At 45.8% G+C, this 25,954-nt stretch carries 16 protein-coding genes and 2 pseudogenes; 6 read left to right on the top strand and 12 right to left on the bottom strand.

Annotated elements, in window-relative coordinates; genetic code table 11:
- Window positions 1–17: 17 nt before the first annotated feature.
- The 9 genes and pseudogenes from WKT13_RS13355 to WKT13_RS04610 all read right to left on the bottom strand — a co-directional run.
- Window positions 18–1,145: pseudogene (locus WKT13_RS13355) on the bottom strand (TolC family protein); the annotation flags it as partial.
- Between the two features lie 95 nt (window positions 1,146–1,240).
- Window positions 1,241–4,343, bottom strand: a pseudogene (locus WKT13_RS04645) (efflux RND transporter permease subunit); the annotation flags it as partial.
- A 251-nt stretch (window positions 4,344–4,594) separates the two neighbouring features.
- Entirely contained in the window at window positions 4,595–4,903 is a 309-nt protein-coding gene (locus tag WKT13_RS04640) for a hypothetical protein (RefSeq protein WP_340323026.1), read from the bottom strand.
- A complete protein-coding gene (locus tag WKT13_RS04635; protein WP_340323025.1) occupies window positions 4,881–5,570 on the bottom strand; it encodes a uracil-DNA glycosylase family protein in 690 nt (229 codons plus the stop codon). The genes WKT13_RS04640 and WKT13_RS04635 overlap by 23 nt, the downstream gene beginning before the upstream one ends.
- 11 nt (window positions 5,571–5,581) lie before the next feature.
- Window positions 5,582–5,929 carry a hypothetical protein gene (locus WKT13_RS04630; protein WP_340323024.1) on the bottom strand — a complete coding sequence of 116 codons (348 nt, stop codon included), beginning with the start codon at window positions 5,927–5,929 and terminating at the stop codon, window positions 5,582–5,584.
- 108 nt (window positions 5,930–6,037) lie between these two features.
- Window positions 6,038–6,259, bottom strand: a complete 222-nt coding sequence (locus WKT13_RS04625; protein ID WP_340323023.1) for a DUF6140 family protein — start codon at window positions 6,257–6,259, stop codon at window positions 6,038–6,040.
- A 30-nt stretch (window positions 6,260–6,289) separates the two neighbouring features.
- Complete coding sequence (locus WKT13_RS04620; RefSeq protein WP_340323022.1) at window positions 6,290–6,769, bottom strand: hypothetical protein; 480 nt, start codon at window positions 6,767–6,769, stop codon at window positions 6,290–6,292.
- The gene (locus tag WKT13_RS04615; protein ID WP_340323021.1) at window positions 6,769–8,781 is read right to left on the bottom strand and encodes a DUF4230 domain-containing protein; all 2,013 of its coding nucleotides are present in this window, start codon (window positions 8,779–8,781) and stop codon (window positions 6,769–6,771) included. Before WKT13_RS04615 ends, WKT13_RS04620 begins: the two co-directional genes overlap by 1 nt.
- Before the next feature lie 10 nt (window positions 8,782–8,791).
- Complete coding sequence (locus WKT13_RS04610) at window positions 8,792–10,057, bottom strand: hypothetical protein (RefSeq protein ID WP_340323020.1); 1,266 nt, start codon at window positions 10,055–10,057, stop codon at window positions 8,792–8,794.
- A 478-nt stretch (window positions 10,058–10,535) separates the two neighbouring features.
- Here WKT13_RS04610 and WKT13_RS04605 point away from each other — a divergent pair, with 478 nt between their 5' ends.
- The 6 genes from WKT13_RS04605 (at window position 10,536) to WKT13_RS04580 (ending at window position 19,994) form a co-directional block, all read left to right on the top strand.
- Window positions 10,536–11,453, top strand: a complete 918-nt coding sequence (locus tag WKT13_RS04605; RefSeq protein WP_340323019.1) for a WYL domain-containing protein — start codon at window positions 10,536–10,538, stop codon at window positions 11,451–11,453.
- A 559-nt stretch (window positions 11,454–12,012) separates the two neighbouring features.
- A complete protein-coding gene (locus WKT13_RS04600) occupies window positions 12,013–14,007 on the top strand; it encodes a glycoside hydrolase family 97 protein (RefSeq protein ID WP_340323018.1) in 1,995 nt (664 codons plus the stop codon).
- A 188-nt stretch (window positions 14,008–14,195) separates the two neighbouring features.
- Window positions 14,196–17,372 carry a GH92 family glycosyl hydrolase gene (locus WKT13_RS04595; RefSeq protein WP_340323017.1) on the top strand — a complete coding sequence of 1,059 codons (3,177 nt, stop codon included), beginning with the start codon at window positions 14,196–14,198 and terminating at the stop codon, window positions 17,370–17,372.
- Window positions 17,373–17,760: 388 nt separating this feature from the next.
- Entirely contained in the window at window positions 17,761–19,044 is a 1,284-nt protein-coding gene (locus WKT13_RS04590; RefSeq protein WP_340323016.1) for a hypothetical protein, read from the top strand.
- A gap of 18 nt (window positions 19,045–19,062) precedes the next feature.
- Window positions 19,063–19,245, top strand: coding sequence for a hypothetical protein (locus WKT13_RS04585; protein ID WP_340323015.1), 183 nt, complete (start codon window positions 19,063–19,065; stop codon window positions 19,243–19,245).
- Window positions 19,246–19,631: 386 nt separating this feature from the next.
- Window positions 19,632–19,994 carry a YbaN family protein gene (locus WKT13_RS04580; protein WP_340323115.1) on the top strand — a complete coding sequence of 121 codons (363 nt, stop codon included), beginning with the start codon at window positions 19,632–19,634 and terminating at the stop codon, window positions 19,992–19,994.
- 761 nt (window positions 19,995–20,755) lie between these two features.
- Here the strand turns inward: WKT13_RS04580 and WKT13_RS04575 are convergent.
- Genes WKT13_RS04575 through WKT13_RS04565 form a run of 3 tightly spaced genes read right to left on the bottom strand, consistent with a single transcriptional unit; the run spans window position 20,756 to window position 25,810 of the window.
- Window positions 20,756–22,177 carry a sialate O-acetylesterase gene (locus tag WKT13_RS04575; RefSeq protein ID WP_340323014.1) on the bottom strand — a complete coding sequence of 474 codons (1,422 nt, stop codon included), beginning with the start codon at window positions 22,175–22,177 and terminating at the stop codon, window positions 20,756–20,758.
- A gap of 11 nt (window positions 22,178–22,188) precedes the next feature.
- The gene (locus WKT13_RS04570) at window positions 22,189–24,519 is read right to left on the bottom strand and encodes a glycoside hydrolase family 3 N-terminal domain-containing protein (protein WP_340323013.1); all 2,331 of its coding nucleotides are present in this window, start codon (window positions 24,517–24,519) and stop codon (window positions 22,189–22,191) included.
- The gene (locus WKT13_RS04565; protein WP_445323576.1) at window positions 24,512–25,810 is read right to left on the bottom strand and encodes an acetylxylan esterase; all 1,299 of its coding nucleotides are present in this window, start codon (window positions 25,808–25,810) and stop codon (window positions 24,512–24,514) included. Before WKT13_RS04565 ends, WKT13_RS04570 begins: the two co-directional genes overlap by 8 nt.
- Window positions 25,811–25,954: the final 144 nt, after the last annotated feature.

Here is a 25,954-nt window from a genome sequence, read left to right as displayed (position 1 = left end):
TTGTTCTTCGGAGCGGATCATTCTGTATAAAGCTCCAGCTCGAGTGATGTCACATTGTAGTCATAGACAGTCTCTATATATCCTTGTCTGATGGAACGGGCCGAGTTGAGGCTTTGTACGAACTCGTATATGTCTGTTTCTGACTCGTTAAGCTTCATGAGTGCGCTGTTTTCAAGAGACACCGCTTCGTCTATGGCTGCCTCACGGTAGTATTTGAGGCGTTCGTATTGTTGCGAGAGTCGGCTTTGAAGTTCATGTACCTTGTTGGTCAGCTGTTGCTGGTTGTCGAGTGCTTCCCATTGGGCTGTCTGCCAGCTTATGCGCGCCTGCTTGGTGCGGCTGCGTTGTGGGAAGAAGTTCAATGGGAAGGACATGCTGACCATCCATGAATTCAGACCGGACATAGGCGATATCTTCTGCCGTGTATATCCTACCGACAGTTCCGGGAAAAATCGGCTCTGTTCTATCTGAAGCATGTTTTTCTTCTCCTGTACCTGGGTGTTGAAGTATTCGAGATGAGGATTTGACAACATCGTGGAGGCCGCTTGTTCCTGCATTATGGCAAGAGTTGTGTCGGCAGGAACGATCGGAGTAGAACTGTAGCATGCCCATGTGAAACGCTTTTGGGCAAGATCCAGTTCCTCGGAGGCCTGCATCCAGCGTGTCTGCATGTCGGCAGCCAGTGTGGTGATCATGTTTTTCTCGGCAAGGTCTATATCTCCCTGACTGTAACGTTGACGGGCGCTTTCTTTCAGTTTCTCGGCCTGTTCTTTCTGACCATAGTAGAGGGCGTTGAGATTGTAGGCATACTGATAGTAGGCCCATGCTCTTTTAACTTCGGCTGTTATTTCCTTTTCTACTATTTTGCGATAGGTCTTGTTCTTTGCCACTTGGGTGTTGGCCAGAGCATTTTTATAGAACGGAGTAAGCAGGGAGCCGAGCGACATCTCTACGCCCACTTCGTTGTCTTTGCGGTATGCGCCGTTCAGCTGTCCCCACGAATAGCTTACCGATGTCACGCCTCCTTCCCATGCTTCGCCTTTGGTGGCTGAGGCCTGGGCTATCTGGGCTGTAGCTGTCTTCAGGCGTGGATGATTGGCCAGCGCGGTTTCGATGGCTTTGTCCAGACTGACGGCCTGCTGTGCATTGACCGATGAGGCCATCAGCATCATAACCGTTAGCATGACAGTGGCTGTGATGTTGCGGCTGATGCGTCTTTTGCGCTTATAGCGTGTGGTGGTACTGTTCACAATACGATAGAATACAGGAATGATGATGAGCGTCAGGATGGTTGATACTATCAGACCGCCTATGACAACCGTGGCCAACGGCCGTTGTACTTCTGCGCCGGCTGACGTGGCGATGGCCATAGGGACAAATCCTAACGAGGCAACCAGGCCGGTCAGGAATATCGGGCGCAGCAGATGCGGACAACCAAGGGATATTATGCGATTGGTACACATGTTATATCTGTTTTGTGTTCTAAGGTCATTAAAGTGATTGATCATCAGAATACCGTTCAGGACGGCAACTCCGAAAAGGGCGATGAAGCCTACTCCGGCCGAAATGCTGAAGGGCAATCCGCGTATCCATAAGGCGAGAATACCGCCAATGATGGACAGTGGCACGGTGGAGAACACCACAAGTGAGTATATCACGCTGCGGAAGGCAAAGAACAGTAGCAGCAGTATGAGCAGCAGGGCGATAGGTATTACCACAAGGAGAGTGCTGATGGCGTTCTGCAGATTCTCAAACTGTCCTCCGTACTCAAAATAGTATCCGGGCTTCAGCTTTATGTTCTCGTCAAGCGAGGCGCGAATCTGACTTACTACTTGTTGTATGTCTGCATCACGCACATTCACTCCAATGACAACTCTGCGCTTGGTGGCATCACGGTTTATCTGCAGCGGACCGTTTACAAGGTCAATGCTTGCGACCTCGCTTAGCGGAAGCTGTATGTTGTCCTTGGTGCGTACAAACAGTTTGTCAATATTGAAGTCTTTCACCTTATCCTGGTCAAGACGTACCACAAGGTCGAATCGGCGTTCGTTCTCAAACACCACGCCGGCAGTCTCGCCTGCGTAGGCTGTACGGATAATATCGTTCAGTTCTTTAATGTCAATGCCATATCGGGCTATCTTGCTGCGGTCATAATTAACCAAAAGCTGAGGAAGTCCCATGGTCTGCTCTACAAGTACGTCGGAAGCGCCAGGCACTTTCTCCACGTATTTGGCTGCTTCGAGAGCTTTCTTATACAGTTCGTCCATGTCTTCGCCATACAGTTTGATGGCGATGTCGGCTTTGGTTCCGGTCATCAGTTCGTTGAAACGGAGCTGTATGGGTTGGCTGAAGTTGAATTCGGCACCCTTGATGGAGGACAGACACTCCTTCATCTTTTCCACCATCTCTGCACGGCTTTTGGCAGAGGTCCATTCGTTGAACGGTTTCATTACAATCATCACGTCGGCATCCTCCACGGCCATCGGGTCGGTGGGTACTTCGGCTGTTCCTATCTTTGCAACCACATGCTTTATCTCTGGGAACTGCTCCTTGAGCTTTTTCTCTGCCTGAAGCGACAGTTCTATGCTATGACTGAGAGAACTGCCGGCCGGCAAGGTCATTTGCATGGCAAAGTCGCCTTCATCAAGTGTGGGGATGAACTCGGCTCCAAGACGGCTGAAAAGCAGAATGCTTAGCACCAGTGCTGCAAAAGAACCGGCAACGACACCCCACATATGGGTCAGACTGAAACGCAGAACACGCTGGTATATCCTGTTGAGCCAGTCAAAAAAGCGGTCTGCTGGAGTGACTTTGTTGCTGATGGTACGTTTGAGAAAGAGCGATGCCATGGTGGGTACATAGGTGAGCGAAAGCAGTAGTGCACCTATAATACAGAACACAAGTGTCTTGGCCATGGGGGTGAAGTATTTGCCTTCAATGCCCGACAGGGTGAGGATTGGAAAGAACACAATGAGGATAATGAGCACTGCGAATGTCGCACTGCGTGCTACGTTGGATGCTCCTTTCTCTACTTCTTTATCCATCTCTTCCGGACTGAGTGTGCGGGACGTAAGTTTCTTGCTGTAAAGATGGGCCAGTATGCCTTCGAGAATGACGATGGAGCCATCCACAACTATACCGAAGTCTATGGCACCGAGACTCATCAGATTGGCCGATACGCCGAATATGCGCATCAGAATGAACGCAAACAGCATGGCCAGTGGTATGACTGAGGCTACGATGAGGCCGGCACGGACGTTACCGAGGAAGAAGATGAGCACAAGAAACACAATGACTGCTCCTTCTATAAGGTTGCGCACAACGGTGGAGATGTTGTGGTTCACGAGCTGCGAACGGTTCAGGTAGGGCTCTATGGTGATGCCTTCCGGAAGAAGTTTCTGCACTTTCTCCACACGCTTTTCCAACTCCTGGGTCACAATATTGGCATTAGCTCCTTTCAACATCATGGCAATGCCTCCCACGCACTCGCCGTCGCCGTCTATTGTCATTGCTCCGAAGCGCTTCGGGGAACCGTAACGTACACGTCCGATGTCGCTTATGTGTACAGGTATTCCGCCACGGTTTGTTATGACAATCTGTTCTATATCCTTCAGGTCGTCTATCATACCCTCGGAACGGATATAATAGGCGTTGTCGGCCTTTTCAATGTAACTGCCGCCTGTGTTTTGGTTGTTGCGGCTGAGTGTCTCAAACACTTCACCGATGGTTATGTTGAGTGAGTAAAGCGCGTCGGGATCGACTGATACTTCATACTGTTTCAGATAGCCTCCGAAACTGTTTATCTCTACAATGCCGGGAATGCCGGACAACTGGCGTTTCACAATCCAGTCTTGAATAGTACGAAGTTCCATGGCATCGTAGCGCGACTCATATCCGGGCTTTACTTTAAGCACGTATTGGTAGATCTCGCCCAAACCGGTGGTGATAGGCATCATCTCGGGGACGCCAAGTTCGGACGGTATCTCTCCCGCCACTACTTGTATCTGTTCATTCACCAACTGCCTGGCGGTCATGGTTGGAACACTTTCCTTGAACACAACGGTGACAAGCGAAAGCCCGAAGCGGGATACCGAACGTATTTCTTCCACATCCATCACGTTGCTCATGGCAACCTCTATGGGAAAGGTGATGAGCTGTTCTACCTCTTGAGGGGCCAGCGTGGGTGATACTGTTACTATCTGCACCTGGTTGTTGGTGATGTCCGGCACTGCGTCAATTGGCAGAGTCAGCATTGCATATATTCCGCCGGCAAGCAGCATCAGTGTTGTCAGAATTACAAATAGTTTCTTTCGGATTGAAAAGTGTACGATCTTTGCAAACATAATATCAGAATTATTATAATGTTTACAAAATTAGGCCTTATCCGGTGAATATGGTCTGACTTGTGGTTCAAACGGCTGAAAAGGCAGATGAACCGTACGTTAAGGCCGGTGAATTTTCAGACTGTGTCCTGGTTCGTGTCGTTTCTTTATAGTGAAGGCACGCTGATATATATGTTGCCGGTTGTGAAACACATATACTGTTTGGATTTTTAATAACAAATGGCGGATGATTATGCATCCGCCATTTGTTCCTATTCTACGAATAGTTTCTCTGAATAGAGTCGGCCATTAATGGATATTCCTGATGTCAGTTTGCGACTCTTCCAGCTCTTTGTCTGTTTTCCTATGTCATACACGATGCCTGATATCACAGAGACTGACACGTGGCCAATCTCCTTGTCACTGTTGATACATATATGTCCGTCAACAGCACCGGGTATATCATTGATTGTATTATTGTCTTCAATGGAAGTCAGAATATCGTAATCAAATGATTTTCTTCGTGCTTCTGTCCACTTTTGGAAATATTTTTCTGCATCAGAATAACTTCTCTTTATCATTCTGTTCTTTTAAAAAGATGCAATACTCCTTCAATGGCTGTTCATAAGCTTCTTTCAGTTTCCTACAAGTATTAGGTTTTCCCGGATGGTAAGTGTCGAAGAAAACAATATTCCTGTTCTTATTATATTTTAACCAGTTCCCTGATGATTCGACAGAGGGAGAAACCGCCCGATTGACAATATCGAAAACTCCGCTACCGCAGCATACAACAAGGTGTGGCTGAAGCAAGTTTAATTGTGCATCCAAAAAATCAATATTTTCGTTTGCATATCTTTTCAGATAATTCGTAGATGTCGTCCCAGCCCCTATATCTTTGATGACATTGATTACGGCAAAAGGGTATTGCGTGAAGGCTTTTTCTAAAGCGTTCGTTTCCACTGCTTCTTCATAACTCGGAAAGCCATGTTCCGTTGCATTCATAATGCCATACAGACGACTCAACAACTCGCGCCAAACCTGTTCGCCTATACAAGTTTCAAAGTCGTACTCCCGATAGTCCTCACCTAACAATTCGTCTGAATTGGGTTGTTTCAGCACAAATAACACTTTAGGACAAGTATCTGCCCAACTTTTCACAGCAGAACCATAGAAAATACCGTCTGCCACATAAGCCTTATCCTGAAAATGTTCCAGACAAAGTTTGTCCAGTTTTTTATTTATATCCATACTCTGTAAGTTTAAACAAAGAATAATCCTATAGAAAATATGAGCATTGCCCAGCAGAATCCTGCCATAAACATCGTGCGGAAGAAGTAACTGATTTTAGAATCAAGCATACTGCTTTTGCTCAAATAGAACAGCATGGAATAAGAGGTCACCTCATCAAAGTTCTTTACTGCATAGATGGCGGTGAATACGGCGGGAATAGTTGCCCCTAACACAGCTATCATTAAAGGAAGAACAGCCAGCTGTTGGTTTGCGCCTATTTTTTCTCCCTTTGCCATAAGAGTAAACATTACAACCCAGACCAACAGACTTGCCAACCCTTCCAATTTGGAGATACCCCAACATAAAAAAGTTTTCATACGTTTTTGAATTTAGTGATTAGAATGTTTATTAATGTGGGGCAAAGATAATAGTAGCTTGCCCGAAAAATCAGGGCAAGCTACTTATTTTTTGCGAAAAACAAAAAATCAATCCAATGCTTCGAATTCAAAGTCACCTATATTGCAGTTGGCTTTCTTGTAATCGAAGTTATACAACCGCATGTAGGCTTCCTGAAGTTCCTTTGCCCCGTTGGTGAACGGGTTTGTGGAGTTTGCCTTTGTGGTCACTGTGATTGTCATTTCCGGTGTGAGCACCGTCCCATTTGTGCGCTTGATGCGCTTAGGGGTTACTTGAAATACTCTTGACATGGTTGTGATAATTAGAGGATTAAAGATATATTATGAACGGCTTAATCCAAACAAGATTAGCCCTCCTATAATTATAATTAATAAAATAATTCCAATCCAATTGATGATAGTCGATACCAATGAATAAACAAGATAAATTACCAATAACACGCCAACAACTTTCAGAGCTACAGAGAGAAGATTCATCATCTGCGTATGTTTCTGTGCTGCCACAACGGAGTTTATCTGTATAAGTTGCTGAATTAATAAGGCTGAAGAAAGCTCTTTCCCTGATGAACTTTCCATAATCTGTGATATCTGCGCCATGCTTTTATCATTCAGCTCATTGTTGGTTGCTATATTCATCTTTAAGGCTTGATCAATATTTTCCAGTCCCCCTTTGGAAGCTAAGATAAAGTCCTGGATAGCTTCTGTTGATAATTTGTTGTTTAAACAAGCCGCAATGAATTTCGATACATTCAGCGGAGAGATATCTCCCATGATGATTCCTAAATCAGACAAGTTTTTCATTATCGTATACAATATTGATAAATAATACTACTCATTTCTTCACTAAATTTCTTGGAAAGGTCTTCAGCCTTTTCATTCTTCCTATATCCTTTTATACCATCCTTTATTTCCTGGATTATTCTTGAAACAGCTTGTCCTTTGTACTCATAACTTCCTATTGTAAAAGATTTATTTATAGTATTGGAAGCTATATGGTCATAAGTGGTAGTATAGGTATATTTTTTTTGCAACTTACCTGTTATGTTGCTACAAATTGTACAATGATTCTTCTCAAAAATCAGCAAATCATGGTCTTTAGTAAAAAAACTGGATTTCCTTATATAGGCCAGTACTAGTTGTGGCTCATTGTCTTTCAAAACTTTTGCTTCTTTCATGAGTTTACAGATATTATCAAAGCCGTTAAATTCATCATCTTTTAGATTCTCTTCGTGACCTATAATTCTTATGTTGGGGTGGATTGCCCCTGTTAGATAATAGTTATACTCATTATCATTATGGAGTAAAACTCCATGCAAGTAATCGCAATAATCTTGCCCCTTAAGAGTAAGGGCTATAGAGTGGTCGTAATTCTCCGCTGATTCTATTAACCGTTGTTTATACTCGGTTCTGAGTGCTTGAGAGGTACTTTCCTGTTTGTAAAAAAACTGTATGAGTTTGTTCCTGTTTTCTTTTATGAATGGCCATTCCTCATCACTCAAAGCCAACAAGTTTGTCTGGAAGTTATCATCCATTTCATTGTACTTCTTATTGTCGAACAAATAAATGGCTTTCAATAACAAATCTACATAGTCATTACCTTTGGTGGGATGATAAACCTTGTCGCTTTTAACCTTGACGTAAGAGCCCATCAAAGTTTCCTCCCATGATGCAGGCATCGGAGAATGTATGGAGGCCATATTGTGCAGGTGTACACTGGCTTCTTTATACCTGCCACTTTTCATATTAGTAAGAGTCGCCTTATACTCCTTAATCCATTCCATGTACCTGGAATCAGGCTTCTCTCCACTATCTGAAGCAGTCATTGCCAGATAAAGCATGTCTGGGGCGGTCTTCTGTAAATGTTCTTCCGCAGATGGATTTTCTTCCTCCATATAATATATATTACCATTAGGATAGCAGATAAGAATATCTTTATATAAGTTAGATGCTTTTGCATAGATTCTATTTCCTTTCGGATTCAGAGGATCTATAATTCTCAGGCCTAAAGTTTCTGATTTTAGTATTTCATTATCCAAGTCTTGGAAAGTGCTATACAAGTTGTCTAAATATCCGAACCTCGTATCTTCAAACTTCAAGTCATCACGGTTGTAAATCGTATCTTTCTGACAGCTCAGTTTGCCGTCTGTAAAATTTTCGTCCTGATATGTAAATAAGACAGGAAGATGCGGAGCTTTCAAAATTTTCAGCGTATCTTGCGGTACGCTTTCTTTCTGGAATCGAAAATATTCTTTGGGAAACAATTCAGACAAATACTTTTCCGCATTATCGGTGGCATCCTTCAATATACCAGCTGAGATAGCCAGGTCTTTAGCTCGTCTTTCCAGTGCTATTTTTAACGGTATGATACAATTGTTGTAGTCCACTTCTACCTGATTGCGAATTACATTGCTTTCCTTCTTATCGTCCATATTGGCCTTTGTTATTTTAGCATTAGGCAGGGTGATGATGGTCAATGAATCTTCCTTGGTTTGTTCGATGTGTTCCAAGTTTACACCGGCTTCCACTTCGTATGGATATAATATGATAGTTTTCTTTCCTGATTGATAAAACGAAACGAGAAAATCCACATTATAAGCCGAAGTGACTAGCTCCTTTTTGTCCAGCTGGGAAATGGCATACAGACCTGTATTCGCAGTGGTTTCTACAAACTGATTTACGAACGGAATCTTTGACAACAGCAGGTTGGTAACAGAACCGACATTGATATTGCACACTTTCAGAATAATGATGCAACAGGCTATCCCCACAATCAGAGGAGTAACCAATATGGTAAAAAATTTTATAATTTTCATATCTCAGCTATTATTGTTTGCAATTAAACTTGACATCTACATTCTGCCATCCGAAAGTTTTCATTATCTCTATCAGTTGGCGTTCACATTCGGCTTCATAATATTTCTGCAATTTAGAATCGTAGTCGGGTTCTGATAACAGGTTTCCTCCCATGATTTCAAGAGCAATAAGTCCTTTGGACGCATGAATGATATTTTCTTTGTCTTCCATTTTGTTATTGGTTAGGTTCAAGTCCATTAAAAAGTTCTTAGTGTAAAGATAGGCACCTCTACCCGCAACGGCTGCCCCAGAGATTGATCCTGCTGCTCCTCCGATAATTTTTGCGACTTTTCCAAAAACTCCTCCCAGTTTGCTACCAAAGTCTCCACCTATATACGCTCCTATTCCACCGGCAATAAATCCTATAGGCTTAGCTATGGCTTTTGCATCTTTCTCTGTAATAGGGGTAGGTTCTATTTCTTCTACCAAAGTGTAGTTTCCACTGGGTATATCCACATCTACAGATACAGGGATACGTGTCGGACTATTATAAACTAGAAATAAACTCTTTCTTGTATAATCTGTATTCACAGTATCAACACTCAGATAGCTTAGGTCAATATACAAATCGGCTTCCCCCTTCAGATGTAAAATATTCAGCTTGTCCAAATGCTCATTGGTGCCATCTGGCTTTCCGTGTATTACCAGTTTGCTGAATTGAATGGTCTTGAATACCAATTTGGGATTTTGCTTGACGTACTCTCCGATATTGAACGCTTCCATTTTCTTCTTTTCGATTTGATTGACCATCCAAGCACCGATACCAAAAACAACGATGAGCAATGCTATCACAGAAGCTCCCCATATAGAGATTTTCTGTTTTTTGGTGTATTTATTTTTCAATAGTCGTTTCGTTTGTACAATATCAATATTATACCTCTGCGACAATTTTAATATGACTTCTTTTTCTTTGGATGAGATGATTCCATCCCTTTTTATTATCTGTGCCAATAGCTTTATGACTTGCTCCCAGTCTGCATCGTCGTACAGAAGGGCATAAAACTCCGAATCAGACATTTTGCTATCTGTAGCAAACGATGAAGCGATTTTCTCTTTTACGGCTTCTGCCTTACGGTCTTTATCGTCTACCAGCAATGCTCCCTCCAGCATACACACTTCCTTCTTAATTTTATAGAAGAACTTATCCAGCTGTGAAGTTTGAAATCTGTTTTTCTTTTCCTGATATCGTATGTAAAAATCAGCTATCAGGAGGTTCTCGAATACATTGTTATTCATAGGGTAAAAAGTATTTAGTTGTCACTATTATTCAAAGGCTTTATCACTATTTTTATCTCTTCATAACGTATTTTATCTATATATACAAAAAGAGCGCAAACTCACTTTAAAACTTATCCGTTAGAGAAGGCTCTGGTAAACCCGTAATCAAGAATAAGTAAAAGCAGTCCACGCCCTTGGAGGGTGTGAACATCACTTTCAGCTTATTATCCGTGATTACAAAAATAAATTTACCAGACTTATCTCTTAACCGAATAACACGCCGATGATGTTCTGTTAATATGTTCCTTCTGTTTTTATGTCATATTCTCTATTTTATGTTTAGCTTTACAAAGCTAAGAAAAACAAGAGAAAACTCCAAAAAAATAAGAAGTAAAAATAACCGGACTGCTTTTATCTTGCAAAATTACATAGAGCTTGCCCAATATTTTTAGGCAAGTTCTATGTATTTTTGTAGCAAACAATAGTACAAATCAATATGAAGACTAAATTTTGCATCTGGTTAATTAATTTTTTATTAAAGAGAAAAGCCACACGACAGGAAATAAACAATGCTTGGAGAAGGTCCGCCTACTATGATGGCAAAGATATTTCCAGAAATACATTCTTAGAATATAAACGGAAAGCAGAAGAACTGTTTGATATTGATATTATCTGTGACCGCAGAACCAATCAATATCTTATAAAAAAACCGGAAGTGCTTGAAACTGACCATTTGAAAAAGTGGCTATTATCTTCTCTTTCGGCGGCTACAACCATAGAACAATGTAAGAATCTGTCGCAACGCATTATGCTGGAACAGACATTTGGAGGGGAGTCATTCCTTCCAACTATTACAGAAGCGATGTCATCTAATCTGTGTATCAACGTGATATATAAGCCGTTTTGGTATGAAGAACCTTATACTTTTTGCTTAGAACCTTATTTTATCAGGCTATTCCGGCAACGATGGTATATGATCGGTTTTTCACACAAACACAAGATGATCAGAGTTTTTGCATTTGACAGAATATTGGAAGTGAATATTATCGGACAAAAATTCACCATGCCCGAAGGATTAAACGTGGAAAATTATTTCTTCGATAGTTTTGGAATCATGCAACAAGATAATATAAAACCGGAAACCATACGTTTGAAGTTCATTGCAGAACAAGGTATCTATATCGAAACAAGACCATTGCATTCTTCACAAAGACTGGTGTCTAAGGACGACGATTATATGGTGTTTAAACTTCGCTTGAAGCCAACCTTTGACTTCTTTCAGGAATTGTTGTCGTATGGTTCGGACATGGAAGTGCTTGCTCCGGCATCGTTGCGCGAACAGATGGCGCAATGCGTCCGAGCAATGGCAAATATCTATTGTCCTGCACAAATCATCCCAGAAAAAACACAATAAGAACATTTGCTTCTGTGTTGTGTCATTCATGAATATGCCGCTCCATATTTTTAGATTACCGATAATGGACTATTTTTATAATTTATTATTTGCAAATAATATAAATAAAAGATGAGAATGTCGCTGTTTTCGGGAAGATGTTTATCGCCGTATGGAATATTGGCAATGGGTAAATACATTTTGTGTAAAGTCTTATTATATGCACTGATTTTTGATACTTTCTGCATCGGTGTCTCTATATTAAATATTTTATCATTATCTTTGCATAAGATAGGATTCGGCTCGGCAAAGTCAACTCCGGTAAAACACCGTTTTCCCTTTTTGCCTCTGCTCTCGCCTTTCGCTATCTTTACAGACAGAATGATGGGCACGGTAATGGTGTGGACGGGAATTATCCCGGTCACGTCTTCGTTTCCGGATGTGTTTCAGATAATTTTGTTTGTAGCAGTGCTTGCGTGACTGTCATTAATGTAATTGATCGGTGTTGGAGATATGCACTCTAATTACAGGACAGCGGAGCCACAACCTAAAGCTATTTTTTAATATTAACTGATAAATCATGAAAAGAATAATTGCTATGCTTATATGCGGAATGTTTGTGTTTTCCGCATACGCACAGAAAGTTTTTACATTGAAGTCGCCGTCGGGTAAACTGTCCGCGACAATCTCTGCCGGTAAACAGCTCACGTATGATGTGTCGTGCAACGGGCGGCAGGTCATGGCGCCTTCTGCCATATCAATGACGCTTGACAACGGCGAAGTGTGGGGAGCCGGTGCGCGTCTGTCTGGAAGCAAGACAACGAGTGTTGACGAGATGGTGGCTTCACCGTTCTATCGCACAAGCGAGATGAGAGATCATTATAACGGACTGGTGCTGCGTTTCAAGGGCGGATACAATGTTGAGTTCCGTGCTTATGACGATGGTGTGGCCTATCGTTTCGTTAACAATACAAAGAAGAAGTTCAATGTGGTGAACGAACAGGCTGACTTCTCTTTCTCGTTCGACGCTACAGCCTCTGTGCCTTATGTCAACAGAGGTGATGATGACAATATGGAATCGCAGTTCTTCAACTCGTTCGAGAATATTTATGAAACCAACAGCATTTCCGAACTTAACAAAAAACGTCTGATGTTCCTGCCGCTGGTGGTGGACGCCGGAGAGGGTGTGAAGGTGTGCATCACCGAAACTCATCTGGAGAACTATCCGGGACTTTATCTTTCCAGCGCGAAAGGCGGCAATCAGCTCACATCCGTATTCGCTCCGTATCCTAAGAAGGTGGAGCAGGGCGGACACAATCAGCTTCAGCTGCTTGTGAAGGAACGCGAGAATTATATTGCTCGTGTCGATGGTCAGCGCTCCTTCCCATGGCGCATTGTCATCGTGACAACCGAAGATAAGGACCTTGCCGCAAGCAACCTCAGCTATCTTCTGGCTGCGCCTTCGCGTGTGAAGGATCTGTCGTGGATCAAACCTGGAAAGGTGGCATGGGAATGGTGGAATGACTGGAATATCGAAGGTGTTGATTTCGAAGCGGGAATCAACAACGATACATACAAGGCTTACATCGACTTTGCCGCATCAAAGGGCATCGAATATGTTATCCTTGACGAGGGATGGGCAGTGAACCTACAGGCCGACCTCATGCAGGTTGTCAATGAAATCAACCTGAAGGAACTGGTGGACTATGCTGCGCAGCGCAATGTAGGAATCATACTGTGGGCTGGATATTATGCCTTCGAGCGCGATATGGAAAATGTATGCCGTCACTATTCGGAGATGGGTGTGAAGGGATTCAAGGTGGATTTCATGGACCGTGACGATCAGCTCATGACAGATTTCAACTACCGTGCGGCGGCTATGTGTGCCAAATACAAACTGCTTCTCGACCTGCACGGCACGTCTAAGCCTGCCGGACTTAACCGCACCTATCCTAATGTGCTCAACTTCGAAGGCGTGAACGGTCTGGAACAGCTGAAGTGGAGCCCCGAATCTCACGATCAGGTGAAGTACGACGTGATGATTCCTTTCATCCGTCAGGTGGCAGGTCCTATGGACTATACACAGGGTGCAATGAAGAATGCTGTGAAAGACAATTATTATCCTTGCTATTCCGAGCCGATGAGTCAGGGCACCCGCTGCCGTCAGCTGGCATTGTATGTCATACTCGAATCGCCAATCAATATGCTGTGCGACGCTCCGAGCAACTATATGCGCGAACCGGAGTCAACCGATTTCATCGCTGCAATACCTACAGTATGGGACGAGACAAAGGTACTGGATGCGAAGATGGGCGAATATATCATTACTGCACGCCGCAAGGGTGATGTGTGGTATGTCGGCGGTATCACCGACTGGACCTCGCGTGAAATGAATGTCGATCTGTCGTTCCTGCCGCAGGGCGACTATAACGTCGAGCTTTTCGCCGACGGTGTGAACGCCCACCGCAAGGGTACCGATTATCGCAAAGTGACGGAAACGCTGTCGTCGGATAAGAGTCTTAAGATAAAGATGTATCCGGGCGGAGGATTCGCTGCCAAGATACAGAAGAAGTAACATCGCTTAATAGTCGTTCTCAATAATATGCATGGACCTTTTGTGGCGTGCCTGATGTCATGCAGGCGTCGTGGCCATTACAGGTTCATGCTTTTTTTGCAGTATTCTCGTGAATGGTTTTCGCTAATCATCTGTTTACAGTCATTTACAATTCGTAGAACTCGCATTGATAATTATAATTTGTGGTTATGATAAAAAAAGTGGCATTAGCCTTATGTCTTGCAGTAGTAACTGATGTATATTCTTCTGATACTGTCTGGAACATAGGTAATTTAGATGGAAGGGCTGATGAGTTTGCGTTGGCTCCTGATAAATTCAAAGATTTTTTGTCAAAGGATTTTGGATATGAGGATAAGTTCTTTGTTATTGGTAAGTCTTCTATAAATAAAGACTTTCCTTATATATTACCGGGTCCTGTTGATACTTGGGGAGGCACATGGCCTACTTCAGGATGGAGAACTCATGAAGTAAATCTTCTGTTCGATGTAGCTGATAAACCGGAATCGGGTGATTATAAACTTGTTGTGAATCTTGCTGATTTCGCAAAAGAATTTTTGCCTCTTGTAAAGGTTTCAGTTAATAATCTTGATTATAAGGTTCAGTTGTCTGCGCCGGGATATGATGTGGCTTCTCAAAGAAAACCTTCACAAACGGAGAAAGTACAGGAGAGTGGGGCTCTATATGGCAATTATGACAAGGCAACGCCTTATTGTATAGAGGTTCCTGTCAAATCGTCTTACCTTAAAAGGGGTGGTAATAGTGTAAAGATTACGGTGTTGGAGGGTTCGTGGATTCTTTTTGATAACATAAGACTGGAAGGACCTGAAGATACAAGATTGTCTTCTGTAAAAGATGTTTTTATCCGCGATGTATATCCGGCTGACTATGAGTTGGCTCAAGGCAATCGGTTTGTCCAGCCTCTCATTGTCGATATGGAGCATCTTACGGGAACTCCTCTGTTGGAAGTGGAGCTGGATGGGAAGGTTATATTGAAAAAGTATATCGAGAAAGGGCGTTATCAACTGGAAGCACCAATGCCGGCAGTTGATGAAAAAATATCCGGTAAATATCGCATACTTTTAAATGGACAGCAGATATTTGCAGGTACAGTGGAACGTGCTCCTCAGAGAAAACAGGAGTTGTCTGACTATGTGGATACCCGTATTGGTACGGCTCATTCCCGATGGATGATAGCACCAGGCCCGTGGATGCCTTTCAGTATGGTTAAGATGAGTCCTGATAATCAGAATATGGGATGGCAGGCGGGATATCAGCCTTCTTTTGAGAATATAGGTTGCTTTAGTCATATCCATGAATGGACATTGGGAGGACTGGGCATTATGCCTGCTAATGGTGATCTTAAAGTGAAAGTAGGTGATGAACAGAAACCGGATGAAGGATATCGTTCCAGAATTGATAAACGCTCGGAAAAAGCTGGTATCGGTTTATATAGCGTGGATTTGTCTGATTATAAAATAAAAGCGGAAATAACGGCAACAACGCGATGTGGCTTTGAAAGATTTACATTCCCGGCTGACAGAAAAGATAATCGGATACTTGTAGAGTTGCATCCACAAACGGAATATGACTTTTCTTTGCATAATATTAGTGTGAAGAAAGTCAGTGATTATCGGATTGAAGGAACGTGCAGGCAATATTCTCCTAATGTATGGAGTAATGATGCGGAACAGAATTACACTTTGAATTTTGTTTTGGAGTTTGATCAGCCTGTTGCGGGTATGGGGATTTGGAAAAATGATGAAATAGTATATTCGACAGATGAATTGGTAGCTGAATCATGTAAGGAAGCCGGATTGTTCCTTTCTTTTGATACTGAAGAGAATCCTGTCGTGCAAGTCCGCTCCGGAATTTCGTTGGTCAGTGTGGAAAATGCATCGGAAAATTTACGGAAAGAGATAATAGAGCCATTTGGATGGAACTTTGATGCTGTTGTTCAAAATCAAAAGGATACATGGAATGAACTGCTTGGACGCATTATTATACAGACTGATGATAGATTGGAAAAGGCGCGTTTTTATAATAATATGTATCGTTCCATATGTAGTAGAAATATCTGGAGTGATGTTAATGGCGAATGGATCTCTACCGATGGTAAGGTGAGAAAGGTCTCTGATCCTGAAAGAGATGTTATGTTAGGTTGTGATGCTTTCTGGAATTCTTTCTGGAATCTTAATCAGTTTTGGAATTTGGTTATTCCGGAATGGTCTGGCAAATGGGTGAGATCACAGCTTGCTATGTATGATGCTAATGGTTGGTTGGCCAAGGGACCTGCCGGTTTGAATTATATTCCGGTAATGGTAGGTGAACATGAAATACCGTTAATCGTAGGAGCATACCAGATGGGTATTAGAGATTTCGATGCGGAAAAGGCTCTGGAAGCGTCAATAAAAATGCAGACAACTCCTGCGCAGAAGGTATTTAAGGGCTTTGCTGGTAACAGGGATTTGGTTGCTTATATGGAACATGGATATGTTCCTTTTGACAAGGGACGTTTCTCAAACACAATGGAATATTCGTATGATGACTGGTGTGTCGGACAGTTTGCAAAATCTTTAGGTAAGACGGATTTTTATAAAACGTTTAATGAAAGAGGGTATTGGTGGAAAAATGTGATAAGTAGTGAAGGATATTGTCACATGAAGGATAGCCAAGGTAAATGGCTTCCTGATTTTGATCCGTTTAGAAGTGGAGCTAACCAGCATTATGTAGAAGGTAATGCATGGCAACTTACTTTTTTTGTTCCTCAGGATGTCCCTGAGTTAATAAATCTGATAGGCAAAGAGCGTTTTATGGAAAGACTTACTTGGGGATTTAATCAGGATGAGGCATGGAGATATAATGCTCCTAATGACCAGTATTGGGATCATCCGGTGGTGCAAGGCAATCAGCAATCTATGCATTTTTCTTATTTGTTTAATTATGCAGGTTATCCTTGGCACACTCAAAAATGGAGTCGTTCAATTTTAGACAGATATTATGGATATGGTGTTGCTAACGCATATCTGGGAGATGAAGATCAGGGACAGATGAGTGCATGGGCTGTTATGACATCTATTGGATTATTTCAGATAGATGGTGGATGTAAAGTAAATCCTGAATATGAAATTGCGAGCCCTGCATTTGAGAAGATAATTATTAATCTTGGAGAGAAATATGGAAGAGGTGAAAAATTTGTCATAAAAGCGAAGAATGCTTCTAAAAATAATATTTATGTACAACGTGCTGTCTTAAATGGCAAAAAGTTGGAGTCTTTTAAATTTCCTGCATCAGAACTGTTGAAAGGAGGAGAACTGGTTTTGGAAATGGGAGATACTCCTAATATGAAGTGGGGAGTATCTGATTGATTGAGGTATAATTTCAGTATATCAGTACAATCTTAAAATAAACAAAGAGTTTTGTGTCAAAACTAAAATGACTGTTTTCAAAAGTTACAGATTGTAACTATAACGCTAAAAAGGGTCGTATCAAACTTTGTATTAAGTGATGATATGGCCCTTTCTTTTGTTTCTTACGATGCACAATTTACGCTAATCATCAGGTTTAAAAGCATTTACATTTCGGCAAACTCACGTTATTATGTTCTTGTGGACTGTTTTTATATGAAATATGTTTGGCTTGTAATGTTAATTTTACTAAATTTGCAAAATTATTATTCCCGCCGACTCTCGGCTCCACCATAATATTGATGCTGTCTCACTGACGCCGACTGGGATTCCTTAAAAATAACACTCTATGACCGTAATTCTCAGAACTCTGTTTATGGTTTTTCTTATAGCTTTATCCACCGCAGTGCGTTCGCAGGACGACAATACGGTGTTTACTCTCGTGCGTGATGCGTCGGAACTGAAAGAGGGTGATGTACTGGTTATTGTCAACAAGGCTGCGGGAGTGGCGTTGAGTACAGAGGCGAGTTCTTCTGTAAGTATAGCTCCTGTATCTGTTGAAATAGCCGGTGATGATGTAATCGTAAACGAAAAAGTACAATTCTTTTATCTTAAAGGATCAAGTTCTGCATGGAGGTTCTTTACAGGAAGCCAATATCTTACAACAACATCAAATGCTGCTTTATTTTTACAGGAGACTTTGACAGATTATACCAAAACCAAAATAACGATTGATTCAAATACAGGAGAAGCTGTAATAGATTTCCTGAAGTCTGGTGAAGTAGGATATAATTCAGATCGTGGGATATTTAAGTGTTATGAATCTTCATTGCCAAACAATGGGGAAGTCTGTCTTTACAAAGGCTCTGCCATTCCAGATTTTCCAACTTCTCTCATTCTCAACGGTGATACTCAGGATGCCGACAACAGCGATGCGATAACCTCTTATCTTAATACGACGGTTGACCAGGTGACGCTTCAGCGCACCTTTGTCGGTGATGGCGGATGGTACACCCTTTGTCTGCCTTTCGCTCTTACGGCCGATGATATTGCCACACAGTTTCAGGGCGCCGACTTCCAGAAGTTCACCGGCGTTACCATGAATGCCGATAATACGTTCAATCTTGAATTCCGGTCTGTTTCACAGACTCGGGCCGGAGTGCCGTATCTCGTACGCCCCATTAAGGATACGGAAATAATCAATCCTGTATTCACAGACAAACTGATTTCCGAAGCAAAGCCCGTTACTGTCGTACATGCTCTTCAGACAGAACCTTTATCCGAATACAGTTTCACAGGAATATACAACTCTACGGATCTTTTCACTGTCGATCCGTCTGCAAACCAGACCATCCGTTTTGTTAATGCTGACGGTACGCAGCTTGTAAGGCCCATTAATGATGGTACCAAACTTAAAGCCACAAGAGCATACGTCAAATTGCCATCTGCTGATACAAAAGCCATGATACGACATCACGAAGGAGAAACTGACGGCATACAACATACAATGAGTGATTCACAGTCACGTCATGCCGGTGTTTATGACCTTGGTGGACGTTACGTAGGACCTTCTGCCGAAGGACTTGAGTCTGGCGTTTACATCGTGGACGGAAGAAAAATCATGATAAAATAACAATACACAATAGAATCTATGAAGAAACTTTATGAAGTCCCTACTGTTTTCCTGCTCCGCATCCCGGCACATCTGCTGAGCGGTTCCGGTTCTGCCGTAACAGAGGGTGGAGGCAGTCTGCCTGACGGCGGTGTTGAAGGCTCTGCCGGTGACGGACGCGCCAAAGAGAACAGTGATGCATGGAACAGTTGGAATAAATGATGCGCACATCCTCCGTCGGGACGGGTGGTTCTGCCCCTTGGCGCTGGCCGTTCCCCGACCGATGAGTTAATAATGCGTGACACAGTTTATTTTACACTACCCACATCCTGCGTTTTGTCTTTACACAAATTCCCGCACATTGTTGCATAGCTTTTCTGATAAACGGCCTCAGAATATTTGTCGCGACACTCCAGCCGCACAACATTCTGGGGCCGCCTTATTTTCTGCTGTTCCTTTTCTGTCCTTCTGTGGGTGGTCTTCAATCCACCTCCAATTCATCTCCAATCTAACTCCAATCCGTCTCCGCCATGCCTCCGGCATATCCACTTCCTCATTTTAACGCCATAACTCTTGCCCGTTACTCTCTTTCATATTATTTTTGCATCATGAAGTATCTGTATGTATCCATCGGCTTCGTGTCCGTGGTTCTTGGTGTCATCGGCATTTTCTTGCCGGTCCTGCCCACCACGCCCTTTCTTCTGTTGGCCGCCGCCATGTTCTTCCGCGGATCGCCACGCGCATACCGTTGGCTGATGAATCATCCCCGCCTCGGTCCCTACATAAAAAGTTTCCGTGAGGATAAGTCCATCCCCTTGCGCATAAAGGTCATTGCCATATCCACCCTTTGGCTCACAGCCATCCATTGCGTGCTCTTCATTTTTCCCTGGCTCTGCCTCAAACTTGCAATGATACTCCTTGCCACTGCCATCACTCTCTACATCCTCTCCTTCAAGACACGCCGTCGCTAATACTCGCATCCCGTTATTGTCGCAGCAGTCTTGTTGTTACTTTATTTCAGGATTTAAGATATATACCCAACAGAAACACAATCTATAATTATTCAATATCTTACTTATTTTTTCTGTTTCAATATATGTAAAGCACAGGTGTGTGCATTGCATAAATATGCAAATCCAGAACTGCTGTTGCATATTTATTCATCGTCAACTTCGCGAGAGTTAAATATTTTCGAGCAAAAGCATCCTCGGGCGCAAATTCTCGAGTTTTGAGAGGCTTCGTTATCTGTCTGACAGACAGTGGTTTACGCATTCTGGCAATTCGATGATGTGTTTATGGATTGGCGAAAGAGCCTGTTTCAGGCCCTGATATAGGCTTTATCAGGCCATGATATGGTGCATTTCGGGCTCTGATATGGTGCATATCACAGGCTGAAAAAGCCCGTTTTGCAAGGCCGTCTGTTTTTTGTGCAGTTATGAGGAAAAAAGAGCTGATGCGGAAAAGGCTCTTTGGCTGACCGCGACGGGGTAGCTTTAGGGTCGTCGTTTTCTATTTTGAGAAAAATTTTTGTCAAAATTTTTTACTGTCGGAAATTGCATAAATATTCATTTCCGTGCGGTTAAGGCTTTTTTGTTTGGAGTGGGGAAGAGGCTCCACTGATGCCGCGCGACACGCAGACTGCGCTTTGTCGTATGGTGTGACATGGCATGTGGCGCAGTCGCGAGTGTCGCGCGGCAGATGGAGTGGGGCTTGTGGCGCCGCCGGCAGGCGGTCACCAGTTGTCAGTTCTGAACGGAACTACGGGCAGGCCCGATGCACCGTGCAGGTTGCCTGGCATGAAGTCGCGGAAGCAGTAGCGCACAGCCACGGGATGTTCGACGCTCTTCGACGATACGGCGATGGACGCGTTGCCCACTATGTGCACCTCGTCGGCGGGATGGAACACGCGGTCGTCGCCTGCCACCTCGAAGCCCGTGATGCCGCGGTCGCGGCTGAAGCCACCCGACACGTGATCGAACGTAAGAATGGCGGTGCTGCCTTCGGTGCGCATCTCCCTGTAGCGCGGTCCGTCGCACGGCAGCCACGAGTGGCCGTAACACCTGTTTAGTGCCGTCAGGGCGAGGCGCATGCCCACCTCACGTTTCTTTTTCGGATGAATCTGTCCGCACTCGTAAGGCTCCACAAGGTCGTTGGTGGATATGCAGGCAGAGTTTGGTATGAGTCCGGTCGAGCGGTGCTGCTGCTCGCGAAGGAACGGACCGCTGCCGCCGTAGCCCTCGTATGGCGCTATCTCGACGCTGTAGAACGGTATGTCGCCAAGGCCGAGTTCCTCCCTCCACGACTTCACCATGAGTGCCAGACGGTCGGCGTATGTCCGGTAGCTGCCGGTGTTCGACTCACCCTGATACCAGATAATGCCTTTGTATGTGTAGGACGTCACGGGGTGGAACATGGCGTTGTACATGAGCAAGGGGCGCGACCACTCCTGTTCCTTTTCCACATCCTCGCGCTTGAGACTTATGTCAGGGAAGTCCTCGAGCAGACTGCGCTTCATCCAGCTCTCCACTCTCGAGCCGCCGTAGGCGCACACCACCACACCCACAGGCACGTCGAGCGCACGACTCAGCGTCGTGGCGAAGTGGTAGGCCGTGGCACTGAACTCGGCGGCGTTCCGCGGTTCAGACCTCATCCACCGTCCGTCGCACGAGTCGGCAGGCTGCCAGCTCTGTGTCTTGGGTACGGTGAAGAGGCGCACGTCGTGGTTCTCGCCTGCCCGGAGTATTGTCTCGGTGCTGTTCTCCACGGGGCAGTTGTCGAATCCCCGCAGCGGCATCTCCATGTTGCTCTGTCCCGACGCGAGCCACACCTCGCCCACGAGCACGTCGTCAATGGTCAGAGGCTCGCCGTCGTCGAGTGTCAGCGTGTGTGGCTTGTGATCGGCCTGCGGGGTGCGTATGGTTACGGTCCAGCGTCCGTCGTCGTCGGCCTTGCATTTCAGTGTGCGTCTGTCCCACGACGCTTTTATCTTTATCGTTGCACCTTTGCGCGTTGTCGTTCCGCTCAGGTGCACGTCGCTGTTCTGCTGTATCACCATGCCCGGCGCTATGAGCGGTGCGGTTTTTATTTTCGCATAGGCTCCGCTGTGCGGCATGAGGGCTATGACCAGTGCGGCCATCAATGATGTTCTGTGCATGATTTCTGGTTTTATATGTTGGGTGTGTCCCATGTCTTTGTCTCGTTGCAGTGTATGGTGAGATTCTGTCCGCCGCAGGTCATGACGAAGTCGCCTTCCTCAAGAGTCCATCGGCCGTCGGCTCCTACAAACGCAAGGTCCGAAGCCTTGATGCTCATCTTCACCGTGCGGCGCTCGCCCGCCTTCAGTTCCACCTTGTCAAACTGGCGCAACCGTTTGTTGTCGGGCGACAGACTTGCCACCACGTCCGACGAGTAGAGCAGCACGGGTTCCTTTCCGTCGCGGTCGCCGGTGTTGGTGATGTCGATGCTGAACGTCAGAGTGTCACCGGCACCGAAGTCGGTCTTGTCGGCACGCAGGTTGTCGTAGGCGAACGTTGTGTAGCTCATGCCTGCGCCGAAGGGCCACTGCACGTCTATCACGGCTTCGTAGTTGTAGTTGCCGTCCATCTGTCCCATGTTCTCACACGGCTTGTGGTCGTAGGTGGTCAGCGAGTTAGGATGACTCGGATAGGTGAAAGGCAGCTTGGCCGAGAAGTTGCTGTTGCCTGCTATCAGCGAGGCGAGGGCGTCGCCACCGTAGTTGCCCGGCAGCATGATGTCTATCACCGCCTTTGCCAGCGGCACAATGTCGCTTATGATGCGTGGGCGTCCCTCGTTGAGTATGAGCACTACGGGCTTGCCCGTTGCGGCGAGAGCTTTCACCAGACTGCGCTGTGTGTCGGGCAGCCAGAGGTCGGATATGTTGCCCGGAGTCTCGGCATACGATGTCTCGCCTATGCATGCCACGATTACGTCGGCATCGCTTGCGGCGTTCACGGCAGCCTCTATGTCTGTCGTTCCCATCTCGTCTATCTTTCCGCCTTTCTTGTAGCTCACGCCCTCCACGAGCTTCACGTTGTCGCTTCCGAAGCGGTTGCACATGGCTTCGTATATGGTGTTGTATTGCGCTGCGCACTCGTCGGCCTTGTCGCCCTGCCACGAGTATGACCATCCGCCGTTGAGGCAGCGCATGGAATTGGCGTTAGGGCCGGTGAGGAGTATTCTTGTTCCCTCGCGCAGAGGCAGCGTGTTGTCGTCGTTCTTCAGCAGCACCTGCGACTCAGTGGCGAATGTGCGCGCCTCGTCGGCCCACTCCTTGCAGCCGAAGTCTGGATAGTCGGCCGGCCGGGTGTCGGGACGATTGAAAAGATTAAGACGGTATTTCAGTCGGAGTATGCGGCGCACGGCGTCGTCTATGCGGCTCATGCTCACCTTGCCTTCGTTCACAAGCGCCTTCAGATCGTCGCAGAAGCTGACGTCATAGGGCACCATCGACATGTCGATGCCGGCGTTTATGGCTATGCGTATGGCGTCCTTCTTAGTGGCGGCTATGTGGTCGCGTACGCACAGATTGTTGATGTCGGCCCAGTCGGTCACAATCATGCCGTCCCAGTTGAGGCCCTCCTTCAGCCAGTCGGTGAGCAGAGTCTTGTTGGCATGGAACGGAATGCCCATGTTGATGGACGAGTTGGGCATGAGCGTAAGTGCTCCGGCACGCGCCGCATGGAGGAAAGGCATGAAATATTTCTCGCGCATCTCCCTCTCGCCCACGGCCGACGGAGTGCGGTCGCGGCCTGTCACGGGCACACCGTAGGCCATGAAGTGCTTCATGCAGGCAGCCACGTTCTCAGGTCCTATGTGGTTGGGGTCGTCGCCCTGGAATCCTTTTACCGCCCGGCTTCCCATCACGGCGTTGACGTAGCAGTCCTCACCGAACGACTCCCATGCGCGTGGCCACACCGGATTGCGCCCGAGGTCCATCACCGGAGCGTATATCCACGGTATGTCGCATGCGCGCGACTCGTAGGCACACACTTGTGAAACGCGGTAGGGCATGTCGCGGTTGAAGCTCGCCGCCTGGTTTATCGGTTGCGGGAAGAGTGTGCCGCCGAGTGTGTAGGTGGTGCCGTGTATCTGGTCGACACCATAAACACACGGTATGCCTATGGCTTCTATCGAAACCTTCTGAATCTCGGCTATCGACTCCGCCCATTTCTCCTTGGTCTGCGCCACGCTGAGCGGAACGTTCAGAATGGAGCCCACCTTGTACTGACGGATGATGGTGTCGAGCTTCTCGCGGCTCAGTCTGAAGTCATCGGGTGAGTTCCAGTCGGTCACCACATCGACCGTTATCTCGCACATCTGACCTATTTTCTCGTCGAGAGTCATGCCGGCGAGCGTCTGCTCCACCTTGCGTTCTATTTCCTTGTCCTGCGGTATGGCGGGCTTAACGGGCGTCTGCGCCATGACCACGGCAGCCATTGCTGAGGTTGCTGTCATAATGATTGTACGTTTATTCATATATTCCGAGTTTATTCCAAAGCCATTCACACCATTCGTCCCATTGTTCCTGATACCAGTAATGTCCTGTCTGCAGGTAAGGCTTGAATTCCTTCGGTGCCTTCACCGAGTTGTAAGCGGCCTGCATTGAAGTAGGCGGACACACCTCGTCGTTGTATCCCCAGCTGAACCATCCGGGCACCGTGATGCAACGTGCGAAGTTCACCACGTCGTAGTGGCGTATGTTCTCAATGGTCTTGTCAGACGGTTTCGTGTCGTAATAGTAATAATGCGGCCATCCGCCAGCCCTGCCTTTGAGAAACGCCTCGTGGTCGCACAGTGCTGGATGTACGGCTGCATAGCACGTCACGCGGCTGTCCAGTCCGGCTGCCATTATCGAAAGTGCGCCGCCCTGGCTCGAACCTGTCACTCCGAGAGCCTTGTGGTTGTATTGCGGCAGCTGGTCGATGAAGTCGATGGCACGTATCACGCCGAGCACCACGCGACGATAGTAGAACGATGTGGGGTTGTCGGTGTTGAAGCGGTAGTACTCGCGCAGCGCGCCGTCGGCAAGCCGGTCGTACACGTCCTGGCTCATCGTCACCGGTATGCCGTGTATGCCTATCTCCAGAGTTATGGCTCCTTTGGATGCCGTATAGGTGTCGCCCGAGTAAGGACGCACGCCTGCTCCCGGCACACGCAGCAGAGCCGGATATTGTCCTTCGGCCTTAGGCATGCAGAGTATGCCGTAGATGCGCGAGCCGTATTGTTCGTTCTGGAAGCTCACCTCATACACGTTCACCTTGTCGGTGCAGCGTTCGGGCAGCAGATGCATGCGGCTGTCGAGCGGAGTCTGGCGCGCCTGACTTATGTTGCGTTCCCAGTATGCCTTAAAGTCGGCCGGCATCTGAGCCGCCGCTTCTATCTTCTCCGGCGCGAAAGCCACCGTGGCGAGTCCCTCGTATGTGCGTCCCCCGGAGTGGGCACGCACCTTGCAGCGATAGTATCCGGGCTTGTCCATGCGTCCGGTCAGCCGGCATGTGCCGTCCTTCAGCCTTACGTTCTCCTTCTTCACGTCGGCATACATCACCGGTCCGAGCTCATAGTCGATCACGACATCGCGCAAGAGGTTCTGCGCCTTGTACACCGACACGGTGAATTCGCATTTATCTCCGAGCCCGTAGTTCCAGTCGTCGTGGTCGGGCGACACCATCACCGTGATTTCGTTGCCCTTAATCTGGGCAGAGGTGCGGCATTGCCATGTCATCAGAAACAATATGGCAATGACAATAAAAAATCTGTCTCTTATCATTGTGTTTTTGTTTTTAGGTTTATTCTGTATGCAAAGTTAGTCGTAATGCTTTTATATGGACTGTATTATTTTTGCAGAATCGCGTACGATTATGCTTATTGGTGTGGTCTTGAGGATGTTCCCGTGTCGTGCTCTGCGGGCAGT

Origin of the sequence: Prevotella sp. HCN-7019, from assembly GCF_037890215.1 — a bacterium.
Classification (GTDB): Bacteria; Bacteroidota; Bacteroidia; order Bacteroidales; family Bacteroidaceae; genus Prevotella.
The sequence above is the reverse complement of the archived record's forward strand: the minus strand, read 5'-3'. Positions and strand labels throughout refer to the sequence as shown.

Excerpts from the sequence above, each read along its gene's own strand:
- WKT13_RS04625 (WP_340323023.1), bottom strand. The coding sequence starts at position 6,259 with ATGTCAAGAGTATTTCAAGTAACCCCTAAGCGCATCAAGCGCACAAAT.
- WKT13_RS04640 (WP_340323026.1), bottom strand. The coding sequence starts at position 4,903 with ATGATAAAGAGAAGTTATTCTGATGCAGAAAAATATTTCCAAAAGTGG.
- WKT13_RS04605 (WP_340323019.1), top strand. The coding sequence starts at position 10,536 with ATGAAGACTAAATTTTGCATCTGGTTAATTAATTTTTTATTAAAGAGA.
- WKT13_RS04630 (WP_340323024.1), bottom strand. The coding sequence starts at position 5,929 with ATGAAAACTTTTTTATGTTGGGGTATCTCCAAATTGGAAGGGTTGGCA.
- WKT13_RS04580 (WP_340323115.1), top strand. The coding sequence starts at position 19,632 with ATGAAGTATCTGTATGTATCCATCGGCTTCGTGTCCGTGGTTCTTGGT.
- WKT13_RS04575 (WP_340323014.1), bottom strand. The coding sequence starts at position 22,177 with ATGCACAGAACATCATTGATGGCCGCACTGGTCATAGCCCTCATGCCG.
- WKT13_RS04595 (WP_340323017.1), top strand. The coding sequence starts at position 14,196 with ATGATAAAAAAAGTGGCATTAGCCTTATGTCTTGCAGTAGTAACTGAT.
- WKT13_RS04635 (WP_340323025.1), bottom strand. The coding sequence starts at position 5,570 with ATGGATATAAATAAAAAACTGGACAAACTTTGTCTGGAACATTTTCAG.
- WKT13_RS04610 (WP_340323020.1), bottom strand. The coding sequence starts at position 10,057 with ATGAATAACAATGTATTCGAGAACCTCCTGATAGCTGATTTTTACATA.
- WKT13_RS04565 (WP_445323576.1), bottom strand. The coding sequence starts at position 25,810 with ATGATAAGAGACAGATTTTTTATTGTCATTGCCATATTGTTTCTGATG.
- WKT13_RS04590 (WP_340323016.1), top strand. The coding sequence starts at position 17,761 with ATGACCGTAATTCTCAGAACTCTGTTTATGGTTTTTCTTATAGCTTTA.
- WKT13_RS04615 (WP_340323021.1), bottom strand. The coding sequence starts at position 8,781 with ATGAAAATTATAAAATTTTTTACCATATTGGTTACTCCTCTGATTGTG.
- WKT13_RS04585 (WP_340323015.1), top strand. The coding sequence starts at position 19,063 with ATGAAGAAACTTTATGAAGTCCCTACTGTTTTCCTGCTCCGCATCCCG.
- WKT13_RS04600 (WP_340323018.1), top strand. The coding sequence starts at position 12,013 with ATGAAAAGAATAATTGCTATGCTTATATGCGGAATGTTTGTGTTTTCC.
- WKT13_RS04570 (WP_340323013.1), bottom strand. The coding sequence starts at position 24,519 with ATGAATAAACGTACAATCATTATGACAGCAACCTCAGCAATGGCTGCC.
- WKT13_RS04620 (WP_340323022.1), bottom strand. The coding sequence starts at position 6,769 with ATGAAAAACTTGTCTGATTTAGGAATCATCATGGGAGATATCTCTCCG.